Source organism: Pseudomonas sp. CF161 (assembly GCF_000416215.1).
In the GTDB taxonomy this organism is placed as follows: domain Bacteria; phylum Pseudomonadota; class Gammaproteobacteria; order Pseudomonadales; family Pseudomonadaceae; genus Aquipseudomonas.
This window is the reverse complement of record NZ_ATLP01000085.1, coordinates 25,240-47,617: the sequence shown is the minus strand read 5'-3', so window position 1 is coordinate 47,617 and position 22,378 is coordinate 25,240. Positions and strand designations below refer to the sequence as shown.

Sequence of the window (22,378 nt, the reverse complement as noted above, 5' to 3'; positions counted from 1 at the left end):
CCAAGGTACTGGCCACAGACGGCAACGTCTACGAGTGCAAACCGCACCCGTTCTCCGGCTGGTGCAAGAACTACAGCCCGGCCAACAACGCTTACGAGCCAGGTAAGGGTTGGGCTTGGGATCAGGCCTGGATCAAAAAGTAATACCTGAGACCGCACTGCGAGCGTGACGCCTGGCGTCACGCTCTTTCGTCAAGGAACATCCTTATGCCCATCACTCTCAATTACTCCAGGCCGCGCAGGCACCTGCACTGGTGCTTTGCCCTGATCATTATCTGGGCCACCGTGAGCGGCTTTGCCAATGCACTGTTTCAACTGCCACTCTCGATAGCCAACGCCATTACCTTCATCAACGTCTCACTGACCACGTTGCTGATCCCCTTTTTTTTCGTGCGGGTGTATTTAGCCCTGGCTCAACCGGCACCCGAAGAACACGCCGATATCGGCACCGGCAGCCAGCTGCTGGCCAAGCTCGGCCACCTTGCGCTGTACTGCTGCACCGCCCTGGTGCTGCTGACCGGCGTGTTGATGATGGACCGCCCCATCGACTTTTTCGGCGTACTGAGCATTCCTCAGCCGTTCGAAGAGCCGCTGCTACAGGCGTTTTTCAATAGCGTGCATCGCGCCTGCTGCATAGTCCTGGCCCTGTTGGTGCTGGGCCATATCGGCGCGGTGGTGCTGCATCAACTGCGCGGGCACAAAGTGCTGCAGCGGATGCTCCCTTGATCAGCCTCAATGCGGTGAAAGCACGGCTGGCAAAACTGCCACTGCGCCGCTGCGTGCTGCCACTCAGCGTTTGCGCGCTGAGTGCCACGCTGGCTCTGGACAGTTGGGACTTCATCCAGCAGCTGCCCAAGCCCACCGCTCCGGACACCACCCCGGCCCCCACAACGCCGCCCCTGGCGGCGTTGGACCCGCAGGTGATTGCCAGCCTGTTCGGCGCCATGCCGCCCGAGATGCAGGTGAGCGCCAATGCTGTGCCACTGACCTTGCTGGCGAGCCTGGCCGCCCCGCGCAGCGAAGATTCGCGAGCGCTGATCCGTACCCCCGAAATCACCGCGTTCTATAGCGTCGGCGACCGCCTGCCCGGCGGCGCCAACCTCAGTTCAATCAGCCCGGACCACGTCACGATCATGCGTGGCGGCCGAGCACAAGTCCTTGCTTTCCCCAGCCATACCGCGCGCCTGCTGACCCCCACACCCGTGGCCGACGCGCCTCCCCCCCTTGCAGAGATACAACCATGAAACTGTCTCAAATTACCGGTGCCGTGCTGATGCTCGGCACGCTGCTGTCACCCCTCCCCGTCCTGTCCGCCGCTGAAGCCAAACGCCAGTGGACCTTGAACATGAAGGACGCCGAGTTACAGGACCTGGTCAGCGAAGTCGGTGAAATCACCGGCAAGACCATGGTCCTGGACCCGCGCATGAGCGGCAAGGTCACGGTGCAGTCGGCCTCGGCCATGGACCGCGAGGGCATCTACTCGCTGTTCCTGACCGTGCTGCGCAGCCAGGGGTTTGCCGCGCTCGACCAGGGCGACCGGGTGCTGATCGTGCCGGTCACCGACGCCAAGACCAAGGCCGTCGGCAGCAAGATCGCCGTTGGCGATATGTTCATCACCCAGGTGCTGCCGCTGTACAACGCCAATGCCAGTGAAGTGGCAACCGTGGTCCGGCCGCTGGTGGCGCCAGACGCCTACCTCGCCCCCTCGGCCAGCTCCAATGCGCTGGTGATCACCGACAGCGCCAACAACGTCGAGCGCATCCGCCAAGTCGTCCGTGAACTGGATGCCGCCGGGCACAAGGCGGTGACCACCCTCAGCCTGAAACACGCCTGGGCGGTCGACGTGGCCAAGGTCCTGAGCGAGAGCGTGAGCCAGAGTGGCAGCGGCCCGAGCAATGCCAAGGCCATCGGCGACGCCCGCAGCAACCGCCTGATCCTGATCGGCCCGGCACCGGCACGCCAGCAAATGGAACGCCTGGCCAAGACCCTGGACATCGCCGGCAACTCCGACGATGGCACGCGCGTGGTGCGCCTGCGCCACAGCGATGCCAAGCAACTGGCGGAGCTGCTCAATGGCATCGGCAAACGCATCGAAGACGGCGGTCGTGGCGGCAAAGAAAGCGGCAGCCAGGGCAACTCGATTCTGGTCAGCGCCGACCAGAGCCAGAACGCCCTGGTACTGATGGCAACCCCGGCCCAACTGAACATGCTCGACAAAGTGATTGCCGAACTCGACCGCCCACGGGCCCAGGTCCTGGTAGAGGCGGCCATCGTCGAAGTCAGCGGCGATATCAATGAAGCCCTGGGTGTGCAATGGGCCGCGCGGTCCGGCAACGTCAGCGGCGGCACCAACTTCCCCGCCAGCGGCCTGGCCATCGGCAGCCTGCTGAGCAAGCTCGACGGCGACAAGCGCCCGACCCTGCCCGATGGCGCGATCATCGGCCTGGGCAGCCGCAACTTCGGTGCCCTGGTCACCGCGCTGTCCAGCGACTCCAACAACAACCTGCTGTCGACCCCCAGCCTGCTGACCCTGGACAACGAAGCCGCGGAGATCCTGGTGGGGCAGAACGTGCCCTTCCAGACCGGCTCCTACACCACCGACAGCGCTGGCGCGAGCAACCCCTTCACCACCGTGGAACGCAAGGACGTGGGCATCACCCTCAAGGTCACGCCCCATATCAACGAGGGCAACACCCTGCGCCTGCAAGTCGAGCAGGAAAGCTCGGAACTGGCCGCCGCCCCGGCCGGCATCAGCACCAGCGACGTGATCACTAACAAGCGCTCGGTGAAAAGCACCATCCTCGCCGACGACGGGCAGATCATCGTGCTCGGCGGCCTGATCAAGGACAACGTCAAGACCCAGGTCAGCAAGGTTCCGGTACTGGGCAGCATCCCGCTGATTGGCCGGCTGTTCAGCAGCAGCCGCGAGGTCACCGAGAAGACCAACCTGATGGTGTTCCTGCGCCCGACCCTGCTGCGCACCAGCAACGACAACACCCAGCTCGGCGAGCGCAAGTACGAAAACCTGCGCCAACTGCGAGCCCTGGACGGCAGCACCAACAGCCTGCGCCTGCCCAATGACCCACGGCAGATGTTCGAGGCCGCCCCGCAAGGCACCGTGATCGACATGCGCAGCGAGCCGAAACGATGACCCAGGCTCCACGCCTGCCCTTCAGTTTTGCCCGACGCCACGGCGTGCTGCTGGAGACCAGCCAACTGCTGTGCCGCAACGACACGCCGCTGTCGGTGCTGGCCGAAGTGCGCCGCCGCCATGGCGCACCGCTCCACAGCCAGGTGCTCGACGCCGAAGCCTTCGCCCTGCGCCTGGCCGAGCACTACCGCGACGGCCAGGACGATGCGATGCAAATGGCCGAGGGCCTGGGCGACCAGATTGCCGACCAGGATGACCTCGCCAGCCTGGCCGAACACCTGCCGCAAACCACCGACCTGCTGGAGCAGGAAGACGATGCGCCGATCATCCGCCTGATCAACGCCATCCTCGGCGAGGCGGTCAAGGCCAAGGCCTCGGACATCCACCTGGAAACCTTCGAGCAACACCTGTCGGTGCGCCTGCGGGTCGATGGCCTGCTGCGGGAAGTCCTGCGCCCTCGGCGCGAACTGGCAGGGCTACTGGTGTCGCGGATCAAGGTCATGGCGCGCCTGGACATCGCCGAAAAACGCATCCCCCAGGACGGCCGGATCGCCCTGCGGATCGGTGGCCATGAAGTCGATGTGCGGGTCTCGACCCTGCCCTCGGCCCATGGCGAACGGGTGGTGATGCGCCTGCTGGACAAACAGGCCGGGCGCCTCGACCTGAGCCGCCTGGGCATGGCCGACGCCAGCCGTCGACGCCTGGAAGGCGCACTGTCGCGGCCCCACGGCATCCTGCTGGTGACCGGGCCCACCGGTTCGGGCAAGACCACCACCCTGTACGCCGGCCTCGCCAGCCTCAACACCCTGTCGCGCAATATCCTGACCATCGAAGACCCGGTGGAGTACCACCTGCCGGGCATCGGCCAGACCCAGGTCAACACCAAGGTCGACATGACCTTTGCCCGTGGCCTGCGGGCGATTTTGCGCCAGGACCCGGACGTGGTCATGGTCGGCGAAATCCGCGACCGCGAGACCGCGGAAATCGCCGTGCAGGCCTCCCTCACCGGGCACCTGGTGCTGTCGACCCTGCACACCAACAGCGCGGTGGGCGCGGTAACGCGCCTGGTGGACATGGGCGTCGAGCCGTTCCTGCTCTGTACCTCCCTGCTCGGGGTGCTGGCCCAGCGCCTGGTGCGGGTGCTGTGCGTCGAATGCAAAGTCGCCGCGCCGGCCGATGCCAGCGCCTGCGCCCGGCTCGAACTCGACCCCCTGGCCCCACCCCTGCTGTATCACGCCCCCGGCTGCGCGGCCTGCCAGCACAGCGGCTATCGCGGGCGCCAAGGCATCTACGAACTGGTGCTGTTCGACGATGAATTGCGCCAGTTGGTGCACCAGGGCGCCGGCGAAGCCGAACTCAGCCGCCACGCTCGCGCCCACGGCCCAAGCCTGTTCGCCGATGGCCGCGACAAGGTGCTGCAAGGCAGCACCAGTCTTGAAGAACTGCTGCGCGTGACCCAGGAGGACTGACCATGGCCGCCTTCGAATACCTCGCCATGTGCAATGCCGGGCGCAAGACCCGCGGCGTGCAGGAAGCCGACAGCCTGCGCCACGCCCGCCAGTTGCTGCGCGAACGCAACCTGATCCCGCTGCAGATCAAGCCGGCGCGCGGCAACCAGGAGCGCGGTTCGGGCTCGACGGCAGCCTCCCGACGCAGCCTGAGCCCGGCGCAACTGGCCTTGCTGACGCGCCAGTTCGCAACCCTGGTGCAAGCCTCCCTGCCACTGGAAGAAGTGCTGGCCGCCGTGGCCGCCCAGTGCGAAAAAAGCGCACAGCAGAGCATGGTCCTGGCGATTCGCGCGCGGGTCCTCGAAGGCCACAGCCTGGCCCGCGCCATGGGCGAATTCCCCCGGGCCTTTCCGGCGCTGTACCGGGCCACGGTGGCCGCCGGCGAGCGCGCCGGGCACCTGGGCCAGGTGCTGTTGCAACTGGCCGATTACACCGAGGCGCGCCAGGCCGCGCAGCAGCAGATCCAGCTGGCCATGCTGTACCCGAGCATCCTGATGGTGGCGGCCTTCAGCATCGTCGGCTTCCTCCTGGGGTTCGTGGTGCCGGACGTGGTCAAGGTGTTTATCGACAGCGGGCAGCAACTGCCGGTGCTGACCCGGGGCCTGATCGCCGCCAGTGGCCTGCTGCGCGACTACGGCCTGTTCATGCTGTTGCTACTGGCAGGCGGCCTCGGCATGGCGCGCCTGGCCCTGCAAAAACCGGCCGCGCGCCTGCGCTGGCACCAGTTGCAACTGCGCCTGCCGTTGATCGGCCGGGTGATCCGCGCCAGCAACTGCACGCGCTTTGTCAGCACCCTGGCGATTCTCGGACGCAGCGGCGTGCCCCTGGTGGACGCCCTGGAAATCGCCGCCGAGGTGGTGGCCAACCAGCAGATTCGTACCTGTCTGAAAGACGTCGCCCAAGCCGTGCGCGAAGGTAGCGGCCTGACTCGGGCCCTGGAACACAGCGGCCATTTCCCGCCGATGATGCTGTACATGATCGCCAGCGGCGAACGCTCCGGCGAGCTGGACGCCATGCTCGACCGCGCCGCGCACCAGCAGGAAGCGCAACTGGCCAATCGCATCGCCATGCTGGTGGGCCTGTTCGAGCCGGTGATGCTGGTGTTCATGGGCGCCAGCGTGCTGCTGATCGTCCTGGCGATCCTGATGCCGATCCTCAGCCTCAACCAACTCATCACCTGATACACAGGAACGCGCATGCACAAGCGACACAGGCAACGGGGTTTTACCCTGATCGAAATCATGGTGGTGGTGGTGATCCTCGGGGTCCTCGCCGCCCTGGTGGTGCCACAGATCATGAGCCGCCCGGACCAGGCCAAGGCCACTGCGGCGCAGAGCGACATCAAGGCCATCGCCATGGCCCTGGACATCTACAAGCTCGACAACCACAACTACCCCAGCACCCAGCAAGGCCTCGAAGCCCTGGTCAGCAAACCCTCGGGCAGCCCACCGGCGCGCAACTGGAATGCCGACGGCTACCTCAAGCGCCTGCCGGTCGACCCCTGGGGCAACCCGTACCAGTACCTGGCCCCGGGCAGCCGGGCGAATGCCTATGACCTGTTCTCCTTTGGTGCCGACGGCCGCCCAGGTGGCGAAGGCCTGAATGCCGAAATCGGTAACTGGGACCTTTAACGTGAAACGCGCAGCCCGGGGTTTCACCCTGCTCGAAGTGCTGGTGGTGATCCTGATCGTCGGCCTGCTGGCCGGCCTCGCCGGGCTGGCCCAGGTCGACGGCGGCCAGCAGGCGCGCCGCGAGGCCGAACGCCTGCGCAGCCTGATCGGGCTGCTGCGCGCCGACGCCCTGCTCAACCACCGCGATTACGGCCTGCGCCTGGATGAAGACCGTTACTCGGTGCAGCTGCGCGCCGGCGACGGGCGCTGGCAGCCAGCCCTGCAATACCGGGAGCAGCAGTTGCCGGCCGACATTCGCCTGCAACTGGACGTGGACGTGAACCTGCTTAACCCCAAGGCCCCGGTCAGCGACCAGGGTCCCCAGTTGCTGGTGCTGTCCAACGATGAAATTTCGCCATTTACCCTACGTGTGGAACAACGCCTGATGCCGGTCTTCTCGCTGCACAGCGACGGTCTGGAAGAGGTGCGCATTGAAACGCTGTGACGGCTTTACCTTGCTTGAGGTGATGGTCGCCCTGAGTATTTTCGCCACCTTGTCAGTCGCCCTCTACAGCGCCGCCCAGTACATCGCCAGCAACAGCGCCGGGCTTGCCGAGCGCAGCCTGGCTCATTGGCTGGCGGACAACCGCTTGAACGAACTGCGCGCCGGCATGCGCCCGCTCGCCACTGGCCAGCGCCAGGAACGACTGGACTTCGGCGGCCGCCAATGGCTGCTCGACAGCAACGTGAGCAGCGCCCCTGACCCCGTCCTGCGCAAGGTCACCCTGGAAGTCACAGTGGTCGGCTCACGGCCCGTGCGCCGGGCCCTGCTCAGCGGCTTCATCGAGGCACGACCATGAGTCAGCGCGGCTTTACCCTGCTCGAAGTGCTGATCGCCATGGCCCTGTTCAGCCTGCTGGGCCTGGCCTGTTATCAACTGCTGGAACGGGTGCTGCACAGTGAGCGGCGCATCGAGCAGCACGAACAGCAACTGCGCAGCCTGCAACGGGCCCTGGGGATCTTCGAGCGCGACCTGACGCAAGCCATCGCCCACCCGCTGGGCGATGACCTCAGCCGCCGCCAGGCACTGATCGGGCGTACCGACAACCTGCGCCTGGTCCGGGGTGGCTGGAGCAACCCGCTGGATCAGGCACGCAGCGATGTGCTGCAAGTCAGCCATCGCTGGGAGAACGGCCAATGGATGCGCGACTACCACACGCCCACCGGGCAAGCGCCACGGCCCGGGGACGTGCGCCAGCAGCGCCTGCTCGACGGCGTGCAACTCAAGCATCTGCGCTACATCGATGCCAGCGGTGCCGCGCACTCGGCCTGGCCGGCCCTGGGCCTGCCCCTGAGCCTGCCGCAGGCGATAGAGATCGAACTCGACGCCCCCGGCTACCCGGATATGCGCCGGGTCATCCTGCTGCCCGGCTTCCAGGGCGACGCCGGTGCATAGCCCACGCCGGCAACGGGGGGTGGCGCTGATCAGCGTATTGCTGATCACCGCCCTGGTGACCCTGATCATCAGCGACATGCTCGCCCGCCAGCGCCTGAGCGTGGCCAGCAGCGCCAACCAATTGCAACAGCAGCAACTCTGGCAGTTGGCCCTGAGCGGCGAGGCCTGGGCCCGCGAGCAGTTGCGCCCCGAACTGCTCACCGACGACGGCCCACCCCGAGTGCACCTGGCCCAGCGCTGGGCCCAGGGCATCGGCGAATTCGATATCGAAGACGGGCACATCCGCATCCGCCTGGAAGACCTCGGCGCGCGCTTCAACATCGACCGCCTGCGCTATCGCAACGACGACCTGAACCGCGCCCGCTACCAACGCCTGCTGGCCCAACTCGGCCTGCCGCCCCACGACCCGGCAACCCTGCCCGCGCCCTTGGGGCCCAACCAAAAACCCCAGCCGTTCGCCGACAGCAGCGAGCTGCGACGCTTGTCGGCGTTGGATGCGTCGAGCTGGCAGCGTCTGCAACCCTGGGTCGCGACTACCGGGAAGGCGCCGCTGAACATCAATACCGCCAGCATCGAAGTCCTGGCCAGCCTGGAAAGCCTCGACAGCGGCACTGCCCGTAGCCTGGTGCAGGCCCGCCCAGTCGACGGCTACAAAAGCGTACAAGCATTTCTCGAACAACCGCTGCTGCAAAACCGCCAGGTCAGTGGCTCGGGGTTGGCCGTCAGCAGCCACAACTTTCGCGCGACCCTCGATGTAGCGGTGGGCGAACGCCGCCTGCGCCTGGTCAGCGACTTGCGCACCGGGAGCGACGGCCAGGTCCAGGTCCTGCGGCGAACGCTGGTCGCCCCCGACCGCCCTTTTTCGGAGTAACCCCAACGTGCACGCCCTGCTCCATCTCTCTTCCCTGGCCGATGACGCGCCACTCACCTGGTGGCGCGGCTATGGCCCCGTGGTCCAGGGCGACCTGGATCAGGCGGCCCAGGCCCTGGCTGGCCAGCCGCTGCTCCTGCTGTTGCCCGCCGAAGCCGCCAGCCATCACCACATCGACGTCCCGCCCCGCAGCGGCCGCTGGCTGCGCCAGGCGATCCATTCGGCGCTGGAGGAAAAACTGCTGGATGACCTCGACCAACTGCACCTGGCCCAGGGGCCGTTGCGCCAGCGGCGTCATTGCCGGCTCTGGGTGCTGCGCCGCGACTGGCTGCAGGCGCTGTTGGCGCGACTGGCCGACAAAGGCCTGGTGCCGACGCGGATCCATATCGATGCCGACTGCATCCCGGGTGAGCAGCCACGGGCCTTGTACTGCGCCGATCGCTGGTTGCTGGGCGGCGCGGCGGAACATCCCTCGGCCCTGGTCGAAGAAGAACTGGAAACCCTCGCCACACTGTTGCCAGAGGACCTGCAACGCTGCACCGACTCGCCCTGGCCGCTGCTGGCCGAGGGCGCGCAACAGGCCATCGACCTGCGCCAGGGTGAATTCGCCCTGGGCAGCCAGCGTCGCCTGCCCTGGCGAGCCCTGGCCATGCTGCTGGTGCTGGGCTGTGGCGCCCACCTGGCGCAGGACATCGGCCACCGGTTGGTGCTTGAACAGCGCAGTGCCGAGTTGCATCAGGCCAACCTCGACACCTGGCAGCAACGGGTGCCTGACGAGCCGCGGGTCATCGACCTCAAGCGCCAGGTCCAGGCTCGACTGCAACAAGACCAGGCGCCGCAGCAGGACCTGGCGCGGCGCCTGGACACCCTGGCCCGGCACTGGGGCAACAGCGGCGGCGCCCTGGCCCGGGTCGACCGGCTCGACTATCTACAGGGCGAAGGCTGGACCTTGCGCGTGATCGCCCCGGCCTTCGCCGACCTTGAACGCCTGCGCGAGGGGCTGACCCGGGCCGGCCTTGCAGTGCAGGCCGATTCCACCGCCCGCGACGGCCAAGTGGTCAGCGCCCGCTTGCAGATCAAGGAATGAATATGCCCTTTCGCAATTTGCCCCCCCGTGAACGCCGAGCCCTGGCGCTGTTGGCCCTGTTCCTCGGCGCGGTATTGATCTGGACGTTGCTGTGGCAGCCACAGCGCCTGGCGTTACAGAACGCCGAACGCCACTACCAGGACGAACTGCAACTGGCCGCCGACCTGCAACGCCTGCCGGCCAGCGGCAGCAGCCAGCCAAAGGCGGCGATCGACGCCGACGCCTTGCCGGGTTTGCTGGCGCGCACCAGCGCCGAGGCCAAGCTGAACCTGGAGCGTCTGGATAACGAGCAGCAGGGCCGAGTCAACCTCAGCCTCGATGGCGCATTGGCCGACCTCCTGCCCTGGCTGCAACACCTGGGCGAGCAAGGGGTGGAGGTGAGTTCGGCGAACCTTGAAGTCAGTCCGCAGGCCCAGGTCCGGGCGCGGCTGGTGCTGGAGGTCAAATAACCCCGCCCCCGACATACCGGCGCACGCCAGCCGCCATGGAGCTGCCAAAACAGGCGGTCCAAGGGGGCTGGTATGGGAATCAGGGAGAGAGGGAAAAGCCCGGGATCAGGACTTTTCCAGGTTGGTCAGGATGTGGCCATGGACGCGCATGCAGACCCGCAGGTCCTCTTCTTCAACACCCACAAACAGCTCGTGGCGCAGGGCATTGGCGATGGTTTCGATCTGTTCGATCAGTGGCAGGGCCGGGGCGCACAGCACGATCTTTTTCGCCCGGCGATCTTCCAGCACCGACTGGCGCTGCACCAGGCCCTGGGTTTCCAGGCTGTCGAGCAAACGGGCCAGGGTCGGGCCTTCAACGCCCACGCTCTGGGCCAGTTCGCGCTGGGTCGGGGCGTCTTCGAAGCGGGCCAGGTGCAGCAATACCAGCCAGCGCGCCTGGGACAGGCCCAGCCCGGCCAGACGCCGGTCCAGTTCAGCACGCCAGCCACGGGACATTTGCGCCAACTGCATGCCAAAACGGTGTTGATCGGTTAACGGCATAAAAAACTCATGATTAGACTGAAGTAGTGAAAACTAATAATTAGTCAGCTAAGCATGCGCCTTGCCCGGAGGCAAGGCCCGACATGTACTGAATCGTTACTTCGTTGACGCAGCGCCTTACATTTCGAATTCCGATTGCAGCGCCGCCCTCACGCAGTACAGAACGCCTTCAGGCACGCGCCCGGCGAACAGCTCGGCAATTTCGGCCACCGGCGGCAGCTCACCCTCGCCGTCCAGGAAGGCATCCTGGATCTCACCCAACAAGTCTTCCGGCAGGTCCAACGCCTGCTCCAGCGACAACTCCTGCTTGCCGACCGCCTCGGCCAGCAGGGTGTAGACGTTCTTTTCCGAGCATTGCAGCTGCCCGGCGATCTGCACCGGGGTCATCCCGGCGCGTGCCAGGGTAATCAGCTCGTGGCGAATATCGGCCACCACTTTCGGCGCCTCGACCTCGCCCCCCAGCACTTCGAGGAAGGCCTCGCCGTAACGCTCGAGCTTGCGCGCGCCGACACCGCTGACCTTGGCCATTTCCGCCAGGGACGTGGGTTGGCTGCGCAGCATTTCGAGCAAGGTCGAATCGGGGAAGATGACGTACGGCGGCACACCGTGTTCTTCCGCCAGTTTGCGCCGCAGGGCACGCAGGGCTTCCCACTGTTCGCGCTCTTCGCCGCGCACCAGCTGGCTGGCCTGGCTGGTACTGGTCTTGGTGGTGGTCTGCGGCTTGAGCTCGCGGCGCAATTCCAGGGTCACTTCGCCCTTGAGCAGCGGCCGGCAGCTGTCGCTCAGGCGCAGGCCGCCATACCCTTCGAGGTCGATATCGGCCAGGCCGCGCGCCACCAACTGGCGAAACAGCGAACGCCATTCACCCTCGCTCCGGGCCTTGCCGACACCGAATACCGACAGGTGCTGATGACCGAAGCTGCGCACCTTCTCGTTATCCTTGCCCAGCAACACGTCCACCAGGTGGCCGACGCCATAACGCTGGCCGGTGCGATAGATCGCCGACAAGGCCTGCCGGGCCGGCTCGGTGGCATCCCAGGTTTGCACGCCGTCGACACAGTTGTCGCAATGCCCGCAGGGTTGCGGCATGTCTTCATCGAAGTAGGCCAGCAGGGTCTGGCGGCGGCAGCGGGTTTCTTCGCACAACGCCAGCATCGCGTCGAGCTTGTGCTGCTCCAGGCGCTTGTGGCGCTCGTCGCCTTCGGAGTTCTGCAGCATCTGCTTGAGCATCACCACGTCCTGCAGGCCGTAGACCATCCAGGCATCGGCTGGCAGGCCATCACGGCCGGCGCGCCCGGTTTCCTGGTAATAGGCCTCGAGGGACTTGGGCAAATCCATGTGGGCGACGAAGCGCACGTTGGATTTGTCGATGCCCATGCCGAAGGCAATGGTCGCCACCATGATCAGGCCTTCCTCATTGAGGAAGCGCTTCTGGTTGTGAGCCCGCAGGTCGCTCGGCAGCCCGGCGTGGTACGGCAGCGCCGGGAAGCCCTGCTCGCAGAGAAACGCGGCCACTTCATCGACCTTCTTGCGCGACAGGCAATAAACGATACCCGCATCACTGCGCCGCTCGTTGAGGAACGCCAGCAACTGCTTGCGCGGCTGCTCCTTGGGCACGATGCGGTAGAAAATGTTCGGCCGGTCAAAACTCGACAGGAAACGCTCGGCCTCCTGCAAATGCAGGCGGGTGACGATTTCTTCGCGGGTGCGCTTGTCGGCGGTGGCGGTCAGGGCAATGCGCGGCACATCGGGAAACATCTCCGCCAACTGCCCCAGTTGCAGGTATTCCGGGCGGAAGTCATGGCCCCATTGCGAGACGCAGTGCGCTTCGTCGATAGCGAACAGGGCGATATCCAGCCCCTGCAGGAACGACAGCATGCGTGGCTGTACCAGGCGCTCGGGGGCCAGGTAGAGCATTTTCACCTCGCCGCGACGGATGCGCGCCGCCAGGTCGCGCTGCTGCTCGGCGCTGAGGGTGGAGTTCAGCGCGGCGGCGGCGACGCCAAGCTCTTCAAGCGTGGCGACCTGGTCGTCCATCAGCGCGATCAGGGGCGATACCACCACCGCCAGGCCTTCGCGCAGCAGCGCCGGAACCTGGAAACACAGGGACTTGCCGCCACCGGTGGGCATCAGCACCAGGGCATCGCCGCCACTGGCCACGCGCTCAATGATCGCACCTTGGCGACCACGGAAACTGTCGTAGCCGAAGATGTCCTTGAGGACGCGTTGAGCCTGTTCGAGCATGAAAAACTCCAAAAATCGCTGAAATCCCTGAGCGCAGGCTGACTGAAAACACGCCGGGCTTCACGGACAAATCCGTTAGCGGACTTTTCCGCAACCGCCGCAACGCCTGCAGGGCATCACAAAACGCGCGAGTATACCCGAGCCCTCCCCGACAAAGGGTGCCGACAATCAGCCACCGGTAACCTTTGGAAGCGTTCAAATCTGCGCTGCGGCTGGCCTGGGCGCTCAAGAAAGCCTAGAATTCAGCATCGTTTATTCCCCAAGGTAGCCCTTCAATGTCCTTCGCCGAGCAACTAACCCGCCTGCAAGTCTTCCTCGACGCCGATGAGCTGCACGACGAGGCGCTGGACTACGTGGCCGCTCACGGCTACCTGACTGCGTTGTCGATCTGTTCCGAGAGCGTTCCCGAGCGCGAGTGGATCGACGCTTTGTTCGCCGAGGAGCCGCACTACAGCGACGACACCGAACGCGAAGTGATCGAATCCACCCTGATTGCCCTCAAGGCCCACATCGCCCGCCAACTGGCGTCCGACGAAGAGTTCGAGCTGCCGTGCGAACTTGACCTGGGCGAAGACCCGGATGACTCCGACCTGCGCGGCTGGTGCATCGGCTTCATGGAAGGGGTGTTCCTGCGTGAAGCGGCCTGGTTCGAAACCGCCGAAGAAGAAGTCAGCGAAATGCTCCTGCCGATCATGGTCGGTTCCGGCCTGTTCGACGAACAGCCTGAATTCTCCGACATCGCCAGCGATGCCAACCTGATGGACGACATGATCGTACAAATCCCGGAAGCCCTGACCGCGCTGTACCTGCTGTGCAACGCCCCGGACGAAAAACCGGCGATCCTCAAGCCACGCCACCACTAAGCACCTGCCCACGATCTCGCGAGCAAAGGGTCAGGCACGGCAGAAATGGCTGAGGAAGCGGAGTTTAGGCAGCTAAATGAGCATTCCGAGGCCATTTTCAACGCAGCTCCCCCAAGCACAGCCCATCGTGAACAGGTTCTGAGTCGTTGCCTATGACCCCGCCCATAGGCAATCGCCCGCTGCTCCTGCGTTACGCCTTGCTGGCCATTGGCTGGCTGAGTGTGGTGCTGGGGGTGATCGGGATTTTCCTGCCGGTGCTGCCCACCACTCCCTTCCTGCTGCTGGCGGCCGCCTGCTTTGCCCGCAGTTCGCCGCGTTTCTACCACTGGCTGGTGGAACACCCACGGCTCGGCCCGTGGATTCGCGACTACCTCGATGGCAACGGCATTCCGCTCAAGGGCAAGGTCTATGCGATCGGCCTGATGTGGCTGAGCATCGGCCTGTCCTGCTACCTGGTGCCACTGCCCTGGGCCCGTGGTTTCATGCTGACCAGCGCAGTGCTGGTGACGATTTACATCCTGCGGCAAAAAACCCTGCACAAACCCTGAGCCGTCAGTGACCACCATGGTTGCGCTGGTAAGTGTCCTCGCCCATGGCCGCAATCTGCCCCTCGATCAAGGCTTCGAACGGCTTGAGCAACGGTTCGAACGAGGCCGGCGCTTCCAGGGTTTGCAAGGCCTGGACGATGGCCTCCAAGGTCGATAACGCTCCCGGCCCGGGCGCCTTGCGCAGGCGATAGCGCGACACCCCGCCCGGCCCCAGGCTGACTCGCGGCAACGCTGCCAGCAGCGGGTTGAGGTGCAACAGTTTGCGCGCCTTGCGCCAAGTGCCGTCGGGCACCACCAGCAGCAACGGCTGCGCCGCTGGGCCATAAGCCTGCAAGGTCTGTGCGTCATCGGCCGGGAACAGCAACCTGGCCTGATAGCCGGGGCGATTCAGCAACTGCGGCAAGTCCGCGAACACTTCGCCGACGATCAGCTCGGCATTGGTCAGGCCCAGGGCCGCCAGGCGGGCGGTGTTCAACGCATGGTTGACCTCACTGGGATGCTGCAGCAACAGCACCCGGGTGCGGCTGTCCAGCTGCGGGATCAGCGCGCACAGGCAATGGCTTTCTGGGCGCAGGCAACGCGGGCATTGGCTTCGTGACATGGCGGCCTCCTCAAGCCTGGTTGAGCTGCGCCTTGAGCAGGTCGCGGAAGGTCTGGATCAACGGCTCGCGGCTGCGCCCACGGCGCATGATCATCGAGAACGGCGCCTGGTAGCCAAAAGTCGCCGGCAGCAGCACCCGCAGGTCGCCCTTGTCGGCCCAGGCCTGGGCGTAGTGCTCCGGCAGGTAGCCGATGTAGGCGCCGGACAGCACCAGGATCAACTGCGCCTCCATGCTCTCCACGGTTGCCGCGCTGTGCTTGAAACCATGCCGGGCCAGCTCCGCCTGGCTCCAATAACCCCGGCCCACCATGCGCTGCTGGGTGATCAGCTGTTCGGGAATCCGCCGCTCGGTAAACAGTGGATGCCGACTGCTGCAATACAGCCAGTGCTGTTCGCGGTACAGCGGCATGTACACCAGGCCGCTCATACGCGTGGAGAACGCGCCGATGGCCAGGTCCAGGCGGTTGTCCTGCACCCCCAGCTGCAACTCGTAAGGGCTCATGACCGACAAGTGCAAATGCACCGCCGGGTGCTCCTGGCTGTAGGCGCCGATGGCTTCGGCGAAAGGCAGGGCCTTGTCGCTGACGGTGGAGTCGATCACCCCCAGGTTCAGGGTGCCGCGCAACTCGCCCTTGAGCGCCGCGGCGTATTGCTCGAAGCCTTCGAGTTCACCGAGCAGGCGCAGGGTCTCCTGATGAAACAGTTCACCTTTGCTGGTGAGGCTGAAACCGCCGCGCCCGCGATGGCACAGCACCAGCCCCAGCGCCGCTTCCAGCTGGCTCATGTAGGTGCTGATGGCCGAGGTCGACAGATTGAGTTCGTGCTGGGCATTGGCGAACCCCTGATGCCGCACCACGCTGACAAAGATGCGCAATAGTTTCAGATCAGGTAAAGCGTTGGCCATGACGGGCTCCGATAACCAGCGAAAAAACACCATCCATGGCGGAGAAAAAAGCCTGCCCCCGGATTGAACCGACCCAGCACACACCCGGATTACGCCGGCTGCATCACCGAGCGGGAGCGAGCATCCTCGCCACAGGGGGCGTGGCGGCTGGGCGAGAGTCTAGCGCCAAGCTCGGCATTAGTTCAGAAAAATCTGAACTAAGTATTTGTTCGCAGCGATTCTTTCCCCGCAGCACATTTCGCAGAATCGGCCTCACTCGGTTGTGCGGGCAGAGCCTTCTGCGCCGCCCAGCCCAAAAATAAAACAACGATGAGGCCAATCCCGTGGACAAGATCCTTCACCAACCACTGGGCGGCAACGAAATGCCGCGCTTCGGCGGCATCGCCACCATGATGCGTCTTCCCCATTTGCCCACCGCCGCCGGCCTCGACGCCGCGTTCATCGGCATCCCGCTGGATATCGGCACCTCGCTGCGCGCCGGCACCCGCTTCGGCCCGCGAGAAATCCGCGCTGAATCGGTGATGATTCGTCCGTACAACATGGCCACCGGCGCCGCGCCCTTCGACTCGCTGTCGGTGGCCGACATCGGCGATGTGGCGATCAACACCTTCAACCTGCTGGACGCAGTGCGCATCATCGAAGAAGCCTACGACGGCATCCTCGAACACAACGTGATCCCCCTGACCCTGGGTGGCGACCACACCATCACCCTGCCGATTTTGCGCGCGATCCATAAAAAGCACGGCAAGGTCGGCCTGGTGCACATCGACGCCCACGCGGATGTGAACGACCACATGTTCGGCGAGAAAATCGCCCACGGCACCACCTTCCGCCGCGCGGTGGAAGAAGGCCTGCTGGACTGCGACCGCGTGGTACAGATCGGCCTGCGTGCCCAGGGCTACACCGCCGAAGACTTCAACTGGAGCCGCAAACAAGGGTTCCGCGTGGTCCAGGCCGAAGAGTGCTGGCACAAATCCCTGGCCCCGCTGATGGCCGAAGTCCGCGAAAAAGTCGGCGGCGGCCCGGTGTACCTGAGCTTTGACATCGACGGCATCGATCCGGCCTGGGCCCCTGGCACCGGCACCCCGGAAATCGGCGGCCTGACCACCATCCAAGCCATCGAAATCGTCCGTGGCTGCCAGGGCCTGGACCTGATCGGCTGCGACCTGGTAGAAGTCTCGCCACCCTACGACACCACCGGCAATACCTCGCTGCTGGGCGCCAACCTGCTGTACGAGATGCTCTGCGTACTGCCTGGCGTGGCCCACCGCTGAGTCCCGGCCATGAGCGATCAGCAGAACGTCCTCAACGCCGCTGCCGCACTGGTCGCGGCCTTCGCCCGTAACGACCGCGAAGCCTACTTCGCGGCGTTCAGTGCCGATGCCAGTTTTGTGTTCTACACCCTTCCCCAGCCGCTGTTGTCCCGCGATGCCTATCAGGTGTTGTGGGACCAATGGCGCGCCGAGGATGGCTTCGAGGTGCTCACGTGCACCTCGAGCAATGCCTTCGTCAGCCTGCAAGGCGACGTGGCGCTGTTTATTCATGACGTGGCCACCGAGCTGCGCATGCAAGGGGAGCAACACTTCAGCCAGGAGCGCGAAACCATCGTGTTTCGCCGACAACAACAAGGCCATTGGCTGGCCTGCCACGAACATTTATCCGCCATGCCGGAAGGGCTGCCACCCCCTTAGCCAATACAGGTGACGCCCACACACGATGGGCGCGCCTCGATGATCGGAGCAGATCATGAATAACAACAACAAAGAACACAGCCTTAGCAGCATTGAAACCAACGGGGTCGAACAGATCCCCGATCACGAACGCAGCGCCGGCCCCGGCGACCTGTTTCGCCTGATCTTCGGCGGCGCCAATACCTTTGCCACCGCCGTGCTCGGCAGCTTCCCGGTGTTGTTCGGCCTGTCGTTCCAGGCCGGAGTCTGGGCCATCGTCCTCGGCGTGGTGCTGGGTGCGCTGATCCTGGCGCCCATGGGCCTGTTCGGCCCGCTCAACGGCACTAACAACGCCGTTTCCTCGGGCGCGCACTTTGGCGTGCACGGGCGGATTGTGGGCTCGTTCCTGTCGTTGCTGACCGCCATCGCCTTCTTCTCGCTCTCGGTCTGGAGCTCGGGGGATGCGCTGATCGGTGGCGCCAAGCGCCTGATCGGCCTGCCGGAAACCGACCTGAGCCTGGGCCTGGCCTACGGCCTGTTCGCGATCCTGGTGCTGACGGTGTGCATCTACGGCTTCCGCTTCATGCTCTGGGTCAACCGCATTGCGGTCTGGGCCGCGAGCCTGTTGTTCCTGCTGGGGATCTTTGCCTTCGCGCCGACCTTCGACAGCCAGTTCGCCGGAACCGTCGCCATGGGCCAGGCCGGATTCTGGGCGGCCTTTATCGGCGCCGCGCTGGTGGCCATGAGCAACCCGATCTCCTTCGGCGCCTTCCTTGGCGACTGGTCGCGCTATATCCCGCGGGAAACCCCGAAAGCACGCATCATGCTGGCCGTGATCGCGGCGCAACTGGCAACCCTGATCCCCTTCCTGTTCGGCCTGGCCACCGCGACCATCGTGGCGATCAAGGCTCCGGACTACATCGCCGCCAACAACTACGTCGGCGGGTTGCTGGCGGTTTCGCCGAGCTGGTTTTTCCTGCCGGTGTGCCTGATTGCGGTGATCGGCGGCATGTCCACCGGCACCACCTCGCTGTATGGCACCGGGCTGGACATGTCCAGCGTGTTCCCGCGCCTGCTGTCGCGGGTCAAGGCGACCCTGCTGATCGGCGTGCTGTCGATTGCCTTCATCTTTATCGGGCGCTTTGCGGCGAACCTGGTACAGAGCGTGTCGACCTTCGCCGTGCTGATCATCACCTGCACCACGCCATGGATGGTGATCATGATCATCGGCCTGCTGGTGCGACGCGGCTTCTACTGCCCGGATGACCTGCAAGTCTTCACCCGTGGCGAACAAGGCGGCCGCTACTGGTTCCAGCACGGCTGGAACTGGCGCGGTCTCGGCGCCTGGATCCCCAGCGCGCTGGTGGGCCTGTGTTTCGTCAACCTGCCGGGGCAGTTCGTCGGGGTGCTGGGCGAACTGGCCGGCGGCATCGACATCAGCCTGCCGGTCACCCTCGGCCTGGCCTCCCTGGTGTACCTGGTGCTACTCGGCCTGTTTCCGGAGCCGGCAGCGGTGTTCGGCCCAGGCGACCCACGCAGCAAGGGCACGGATTCGCTCACCAAACCGGCCCTCGGCCAAACCGTCTGAGCTCAAGGCGCCGGCTGGCCGGCGCTTGCCTGACCTAATAGTTTCACCATAAAAAAGATAATCGGAGAAACGCCATCATGGCTTTAGATCTATTTGTCGTACTTATCTACGCTGCCGCAATGCTGGTGCTCGGCTACTACGGCATGCGCAAGGCCAAGACCCACGAGGACTACCTGGTGGCCGGCCGCAACCTGGGCCCGACGCTGTACATGGGCACCATGGCCGCGACCGTGCTGGGCGGCGCCTCGACCGTTGGCACCGTGCGCCTGGGTTATGTGCATGGCATCTCCGGGTTCTGGCTGTGCGCCGCACTGGGCCTGGGCATCATTGCGCTGAACCTGTTCCTGGCCAAACCGCTGCTCAAGCTGCGGATCTTCACCGTGACCCAGGTCCTGGAAAAGCGCTACAACCCCATGGCGCGCCAGGCCAGCGCGGTGATCATGCTGGCGTACGCACTGATGATCGGCGTGACCTCGATCCTGGCCATCGGCACCGTGCTGCAAGTGCTTTTCGGCCTGCCGTTCTGGATCTCGGTCCTGCTCGGCGGTGGCGTGGTGGTGGTGTATTCGGCGATCGGCGGCATGTGGTCGCTGACCCTGACCGACATCGTGCAGTTCGTGATCAAGACCGTGGGCCTGATGTTTATCCTGTTGCCGATCTGCCTGTACCGCGTCGGCGGCTGGGACGAACTGGTGAGCAAGCTGCCGGCCTCGAGCTTCAGCTTCACCACCATCGGCTGGGACACGATCATTACCTACTTCATGATCTACTTCTTCGGCATCCTGATCGGCCAGGACATCTGGCAACGGGTGTTCACCGCCAAGACCGATAAAGTGGCCCAGTACGCAGGCACCGTCGCCGGCGTCTACTGCATCATCTACGGCCTGGCCTGCGCCCTGATCGGCATGGCCGCCCACGTGCTGCTGCCGGACCTGGACAACGTCAACAACGCCTTTGCCGCCATCGTCAAAGCCTCGTTGCCGGACGGTATCCGTGGCCTGGTGATCGCTGCTGCACTGGCCGCCATGATGTCCACCGCCAGCGCCGGCCTGCTCGCCGCCTCCACCACCCTGACCGAAGACCTGCTGCCGAAACTGCGTGGCGGCAAACAGTCGAGCCTGGGCATCAACCGCCTGTTCACCTTCCTCACCGGGATCGTGGTGCTGGGCATCGCCCTGGTGGTCAACGACGTGATCAGCGCCCTGACCCTGGCCTACAACCTGTTGGTGGGCGGCATGCTGATTCCGCTGATCGGGGCGATTTTCTGGAAGCGCGCAACCACCTCCGGCGCCATCGCGAGCATGGGCCTGGGTTTCGCCACGGCCCTGGTGTTCATGATCAAGGACGGCCTGGACGCCAACACACCGATCTACTACAGCCTGGCTGTCGGTCTGATCAGCTTCGTGGCGGTCAGCCTGCTGTCCCGCCGCCCGGCGCCCCTGGCCAACGCGGTTTAAGCTGGATTCGGACATTTTTGGGAGTTTCTTCAGCGGGTGCAGCGTCGGAGGCTGCACCCGTTTTTTTTGCCTGGGAAAAACCTCGAACACCTACCCGCCGAGGGCAAACCCGGGCTCGCGGCAAGCCCGAACAACCTGTGCTGTACTGCGACTAGCACCGCACCAGCTCCGCCGGTCGCGGCCAAGGGTAATAACCATAAGACCCGAGGTGCTCATGAACGCCTTTGACTTGCCACTCGGCAGCATCCCCCCATGCCACCCTCCCTGCTGCGCAAGCGCGCCATCGGATGAGCTGCGGGAGACCCGGCCATGAACCGCGCCCATGTGCGCCAAGTCGTGCACGACTACATCAGCCGCCTGCTGGAGCGCAACCAGCCATTCGACGACCACCTCGACCTGCAAACGCTGGGCCTGGACAAGCAGGATCTGGAGGAATTGATTTTCCATCTGGAAGATGAGTTCGGCCTGACAGCCTTTACCCACGAGGAAGATCAGCTACTCAAGGCCGCGAGCACGGCCAATGACCTCAGCCGGTTTTTGCTGAAGATTTCCAGGCATTGAACATCAAGGTGGGAATACTGGAGGTGCGCCTATGGGGAGGTAGCCACATCCTCGGCGCGGGTTGAAAAGTAGAGGAGCAAGCCTTGCGCTTGCTCCACATCGACCCGATCAGCGGCGTTTTTGCTGCCGACGTCGTGGGTCGTCGTCCGTACGAATCGGCACCGGCTGCAACGGTGGCTCGATCAGGCCCAATGCGACGCCAAGGTCGTGAAGCCAGTTTTGCAGTTTGTCTTTCATAGCGCCCCCCTTAAGGGTCATGCCGAGCGACGGGATTCTTTGGTCGCTTCGAACTGATAATAGTCCTAAGTCCTACGCATTGCTCGCCCTAGATCGCAATGATCTGTTACCGGATTAATCTGAATCATCCGTGAATTTTTCTTAAAGAACAGCCATCCACCGCCGCTTCGGCCTTGGCGGCTTCCTGCAGTTCGATCCAGGCCGTGAGGTTGGCACCGAGCATGCCCTTGCGCCACATCAACCAGGTGGTGGCACTGGCGAACGGCTCGGCCAGGGTGTGCACCGTGACACTCTCCCGCCCCGGCAGGCTGGCCAGCATCGACTGCGTCATCATCGCCACCCCGGAACCGGCAATCACACAGGCGAGCATGCCCTGATAGGACTCGATCTCCATGGCTCGGCCCATGGTCGCGTGGTCATGGGCAAACCAGGACTCCAGGCGCATGCGGTAGGAGCAGCCCCGACGAAAGGTAAATACCGCCCGGCCCTCCACGTCGCGGGCGCTGCGCACCGGTGGGTGGCCCGCTTCGCTGATCAGCACCAGGGTTTCATCGCACAGGGGTACACCGTCCAGCCCCGCCAACTGCAACGGACCGTCGACCAATGCCGCATCCAGGCGCCCGGTGAGCAGGCCCTCGAGCAACTCGCCGCTGGGGGCCGACTGTACCTGCAGGTTCACCATCGGATAGGTGCGGTGATAACGCGCCAGCAGCGGCGGCAGCTGGATGGCCGCCGAGCTGTGCATGGTGCCCAGCACGAACACGCCCGCGGGCTGCCCTCCTTGCAGCGCGGCCTGGGCCTCATCGTGCAGGGCGAACAAACGCAGGCTGTAATCGAGCAGCACCTTGCCCGCTGGCGAGAGCAGCAGCCGCTGCCGCTCCCGCAGAAACAGCTCGACGCCCAATTGCTCCTCCAACTGCTTGAGCCGGGTAGAAAGGTTGGACGGCACCCGATGCAGACGCTCGGCAGCGCGGGTGATGGAACCCTCCTCGGCTACAGCCTGGAAGATGCGGAGCTGGCTGAATTCCACGACA

The 22,378-nt window shown here is 64.7% G+C and carries 25 protein-coding genes; 19 read left to right on the top strand and 6 right to left on the bottom strand.

Annotation, left to right across the window (positions count from 1 at the left end):
* Positions 1–206 precede the first annotated feature (206 nt).
* Genes CF161_RS16750 through gspM form a run of 12 tightly spaced genes read left to right on the top strand, consistent with a single transcriptional unit; the run spans position 207 to position 10,131 of the window.
* Complete coding sequence (locus CF161_RS16750) at positions 207–725, top strand: cytochrome b/b6 domain-containing protein (RefSeq protein ID WP_020297797.1); 519 nt, start codon at positions 207–209, stop codon at positions 723–725.
* On the top strand, positions 722–1,243 hold the full coding sequence (locus CF161_RS16745; protein ID WP_020297796.1) for a type II secretion system protein N: 522 nt from the start codon (positions 722–724) through the stop codon (positions 1,241–1,243). Before CF161_RS16750 ends, CF161_RS16745 begins: the two co-directional genes overlap by 4 nt.
* Positions 1,240–3,150, top strand: coding sequence for a type II secretion system secretin GspD (gene gspD / locus CF161_RS16740; RefSeq protein ID WP_020297795.1), 1,911 nt, complete (start codon positions 1,240–1,242; stop codon positions 3,148–3,150). Before CF161_RS16745 ends, gspD begins: the two co-directional genes overlap by 4 nt.
* Positions 3,147–4,619: a type II secretion system ATPase GspE gene (gene gspE / locus CF161_RS16735; RefSeq protein ID WP_020297794.1), complete on the top strand. Its 1,473-nt coding sequence runs from the start codon at positions 3,147–3,149 to the stop codon at positions 4,617–4,619. The genes gspD and gspE overlap by 4 nt, the downstream gene beginning before the upstream one ends.
* Positions 4,620–4,621: 2 nt before the next feature.
* Positions 4,622–5,839 (top strand): type II secretion system inner membrane protein GspF, encoded by a 1,218-nt coding sequence (gene gspF / locus CF161_RS16730; RefSeq protein WP_020297793.1) that lies wholly within the window; start codon positions 4,622–4,624, stop codon positions 5,837–5,839.
* Positions 5,840–5,854: 15 nt separating this feature from the next.
* Entirely contained in the window at positions 5,855–6,289 is a 435-nt protein-coding gene (gspG, locus tag CF161_RS16725) for a type II secretion system major pseudopilin GspG (protein ID WP_020297792.1), read from the top strand.
* Position 6,290: 1 nt separating this feature from the next.
* Positions 6,291–6,773, top strand: coding sequence for a prepilin-type N-terminal cleavage/methylation domain-containing protein (locus tag CF161_RS16720; protein ID WP_020297791.1), 483 nt, complete (start codon positions 6,291–6,293; stop codon positions 6,771–6,773).
* Positions 6,760–7,128: a type II secretion system minor pseudopilin GspI gene (gene gspI / locus CF161_RS16715; RefSeq protein ID WP_020297790.1), complete on the top strand. Its 369-nt coding sequence runs from the start codon at positions 6,760–6,762 to the stop codon at positions 7,126–7,128. Before CF161_RS16720 ends, gspI begins: the two co-directional genes overlap by 14 nt.
* Positions 7,125–7,724 carry a type II secretion system minor pseudopilin GspJ gene (gene gspJ / locus CF161_RS16710; RefSeq protein ID WP_020297789.1) on the top strand — a complete coding sequence of 200 codons (600 nt, stop codon included), beginning with the start codon at positions 7,125–7,127 and terminating at the stop codon, positions 7,722–7,724. Before gspI ends, gspJ begins: the two co-directional genes overlap by 4 nt.
* A complete protein-coding gene (gene gspK / locus CF161_RS16705; RefSeq protein ID WP_043229658.1) occupies positions 7,717–8,595 on the top strand; it encodes a type II secretion system minor pseudopilin GspK in 879 nt (292 codons plus the stop codon). Before gspJ ends, gspK begins: the two co-directional genes overlap by 8 nt.
* A gap of 7 nt (positions 8,596–8,602) precedes the next feature.
* Positions 8,603–9,682, top strand: a complete 1,080-nt coding sequence (gene gspL / locus CF161_RS16700) for a type II secretion system protein GspL (protein WP_020297787.1) — start codon at positions 8,603–8,605, stop codon at positions 9,680–9,682.
* Positions 9,683–9,684: 2 nt separating this feature from the next.
* Complete coding sequence (gene gspM / locus CF161_RS16695; RefSeq protein ID WP_020297786.1) at positions 9,685–10,131, top strand: type II secretion system protein GspM; 447 nt, start codon at positions 9,685–9,687, stop codon at positions 10,129–10,131.
* Positions 10,132–10,236: 105 nt separating this feature from the next.
* On the opposite strand, the gene CF161_RS16690 is transcribed toward gspM, so the two are convergent.
* The gene (locus CF161_RS16690; protein WP_020297785.1) at positions 10,237–10,671 is read right to left on the bottom strand and encodes a MarR family transcriptional regulator; all 435 of its coding nucleotides are present in this window, start codon (positions 10,669–10,671) and stop codon (positions 10,237–10,239) included.
* 117 nt (positions 10,672–10,788) lie between these two features.
* Positions 10,789–12,915, bottom strand: coding sequence for a DNA helicase RecQ (gene recQ, locus CF161_RS16685; RefSeq protein ID WP_020297784.1), 2,127 nt, complete (start codon positions 12,913–12,915; stop codon positions 10,789–10,791).
* Positions 12,916–13,190: 275 nt separating this feature from the next.
* On the opposite strand from recQ, the gene CF161_RS16680 reads away from it, so the two are divergent.
* Together CF161_RS16680 and CF161_RS16675 are read left to right on the top strand one after the other, a co-directional pair.
* On the top strand, positions 13,191–13,778 hold the full coding sequence (locus tag CF161_RS16680; protein ID WP_020297783.1) for a YecA family protein: 588 nt from the start codon (positions 13,191–13,193) through the stop codon (positions 13,776–13,778).
* Positions 13,779–13,930: 152 nt separating this feature from the next.
* Complete coding sequence (locus tag CF161_RS16675; protein WP_020297782.1) at positions 13,931–14,326, top strand: YbaN family protein; 396 nt, start codon at positions 13,931–13,933, stop codon at positions 14,324–14,326.
* 4 nt (positions 14,327–14,330) lie between these two features.
* On the opposite strand, the gene CF161_RS16670 is transcribed toward CF161_RS16675, so the two are convergent.
* Complete coding sequence (locus CF161_RS16670; protein ID WP_020297781.1) at positions 14,331–14,927, bottom strand: tRNA-uridine aminocarboxypropyltransferase; 597 nt, start codon at positions 14,925–14,927, stop codon at positions 14,331–14,333.
* Between the two features lie 10 nt (positions 14,928–14,937).
* Complete coding sequence (locus CF161_RS16665; protein ID WP_020297780.1) at positions 14,938–15,831, bottom strand: LysR family transcriptional regulator; 894 nt, start codon at positions 15,829–15,831, stop codon at positions 14,938–14,940.
* Positions 15,832–16,154: 323 nt separating this feature from the next.
* Here CF161_RS16665 and speB point away from each other — a divergent pair, with 323 nt between their 5' ends.
* The 5 genes from speB (at position 16,155) to CF161_RS16640 (ending at position 21,107) form a co-directional block, all read left to right on the top strand.
* Positions 16,155–17,105, top strand: a complete 951-nt coding sequence (gene speB / locus CF161_RS16660) for an agmatinase (RefSeq protein ID WP_020297779.1) — start codon at positions 16,155–16,157, stop codon at positions 17,103–17,105.
* 9 nt (positions 17,106–17,114) lie between these two features.
* Positions 17,115–17,522, top strand: a complete 408-nt coding sequence (locus tag CF161_RS16655) for a nuclear transport factor 2 family protein (RefSeq protein ID WP_020297778.1) — start codon at positions 17,115–17,117, stop codon at positions 17,520–17,522.
* Positions 17,523–17,577: 55 nt separating this feature from the next.
* On the top strand, positions 17,578–19,089 hold the full coding sequence (locus CF161_RS16650; RefSeq protein ID WP_020297777.1) for a cytosine permease: 1,512 nt from the start codon (positions 17,578–17,580) through the stop codon (positions 19,087–19,089).
* A 77-nt stretch (positions 19,090–19,166) separates the two neighbouring features.
* Entirely contained in the window at positions 19,167–20,546 is a 1,380-nt protein-coding gene (locus CF161_RS16645; RefSeq protein WP_020297776.1) for a sodium:solute symporter, read from the top strand.
* 309 nt (positions 20,547–20,855) lie between these two features.
* Complete coding sequence (locus CF161_RS16640; protein ID WP_020297775.1) at positions 20,856–21,107, top strand: hypothetical protein; 252 nt, start codon at positions 20,856–20,858, stop codon at positions 21,105–21,107.
* A gap of 108 nt (positions 21,108–21,215) precedes the next feature.
* Here the strand turns inward: CF161_RS16640 and CF161_RS33430 are convergent, their stop codons facing one another.
* Positions 21,216–21,344 (bottom strand): PA1414 family protein, encoded by a 129-nt coding sequence (locus CF161_RS33430; RefSeq protein WP_020297774.1) that lies wholly within the window; start codon positions 21,342–21,344, stop codon positions 21,216–21,218.
* A gap of 124 nt (positions 21,345–21,468) precedes the next feature.
* Positions 21,469–22,374, bottom strand: a complete 906-nt coding sequence (locus CF161_RS16635) for a LysR family transcriptional regulator (protein WP_020297773.1) — start codon at positions 22,372–22,374, stop codon at positions 21,469–21,471.
* Between the last annotated feature and the right edge of the window lie 4 nt (positions 22,375–22,378).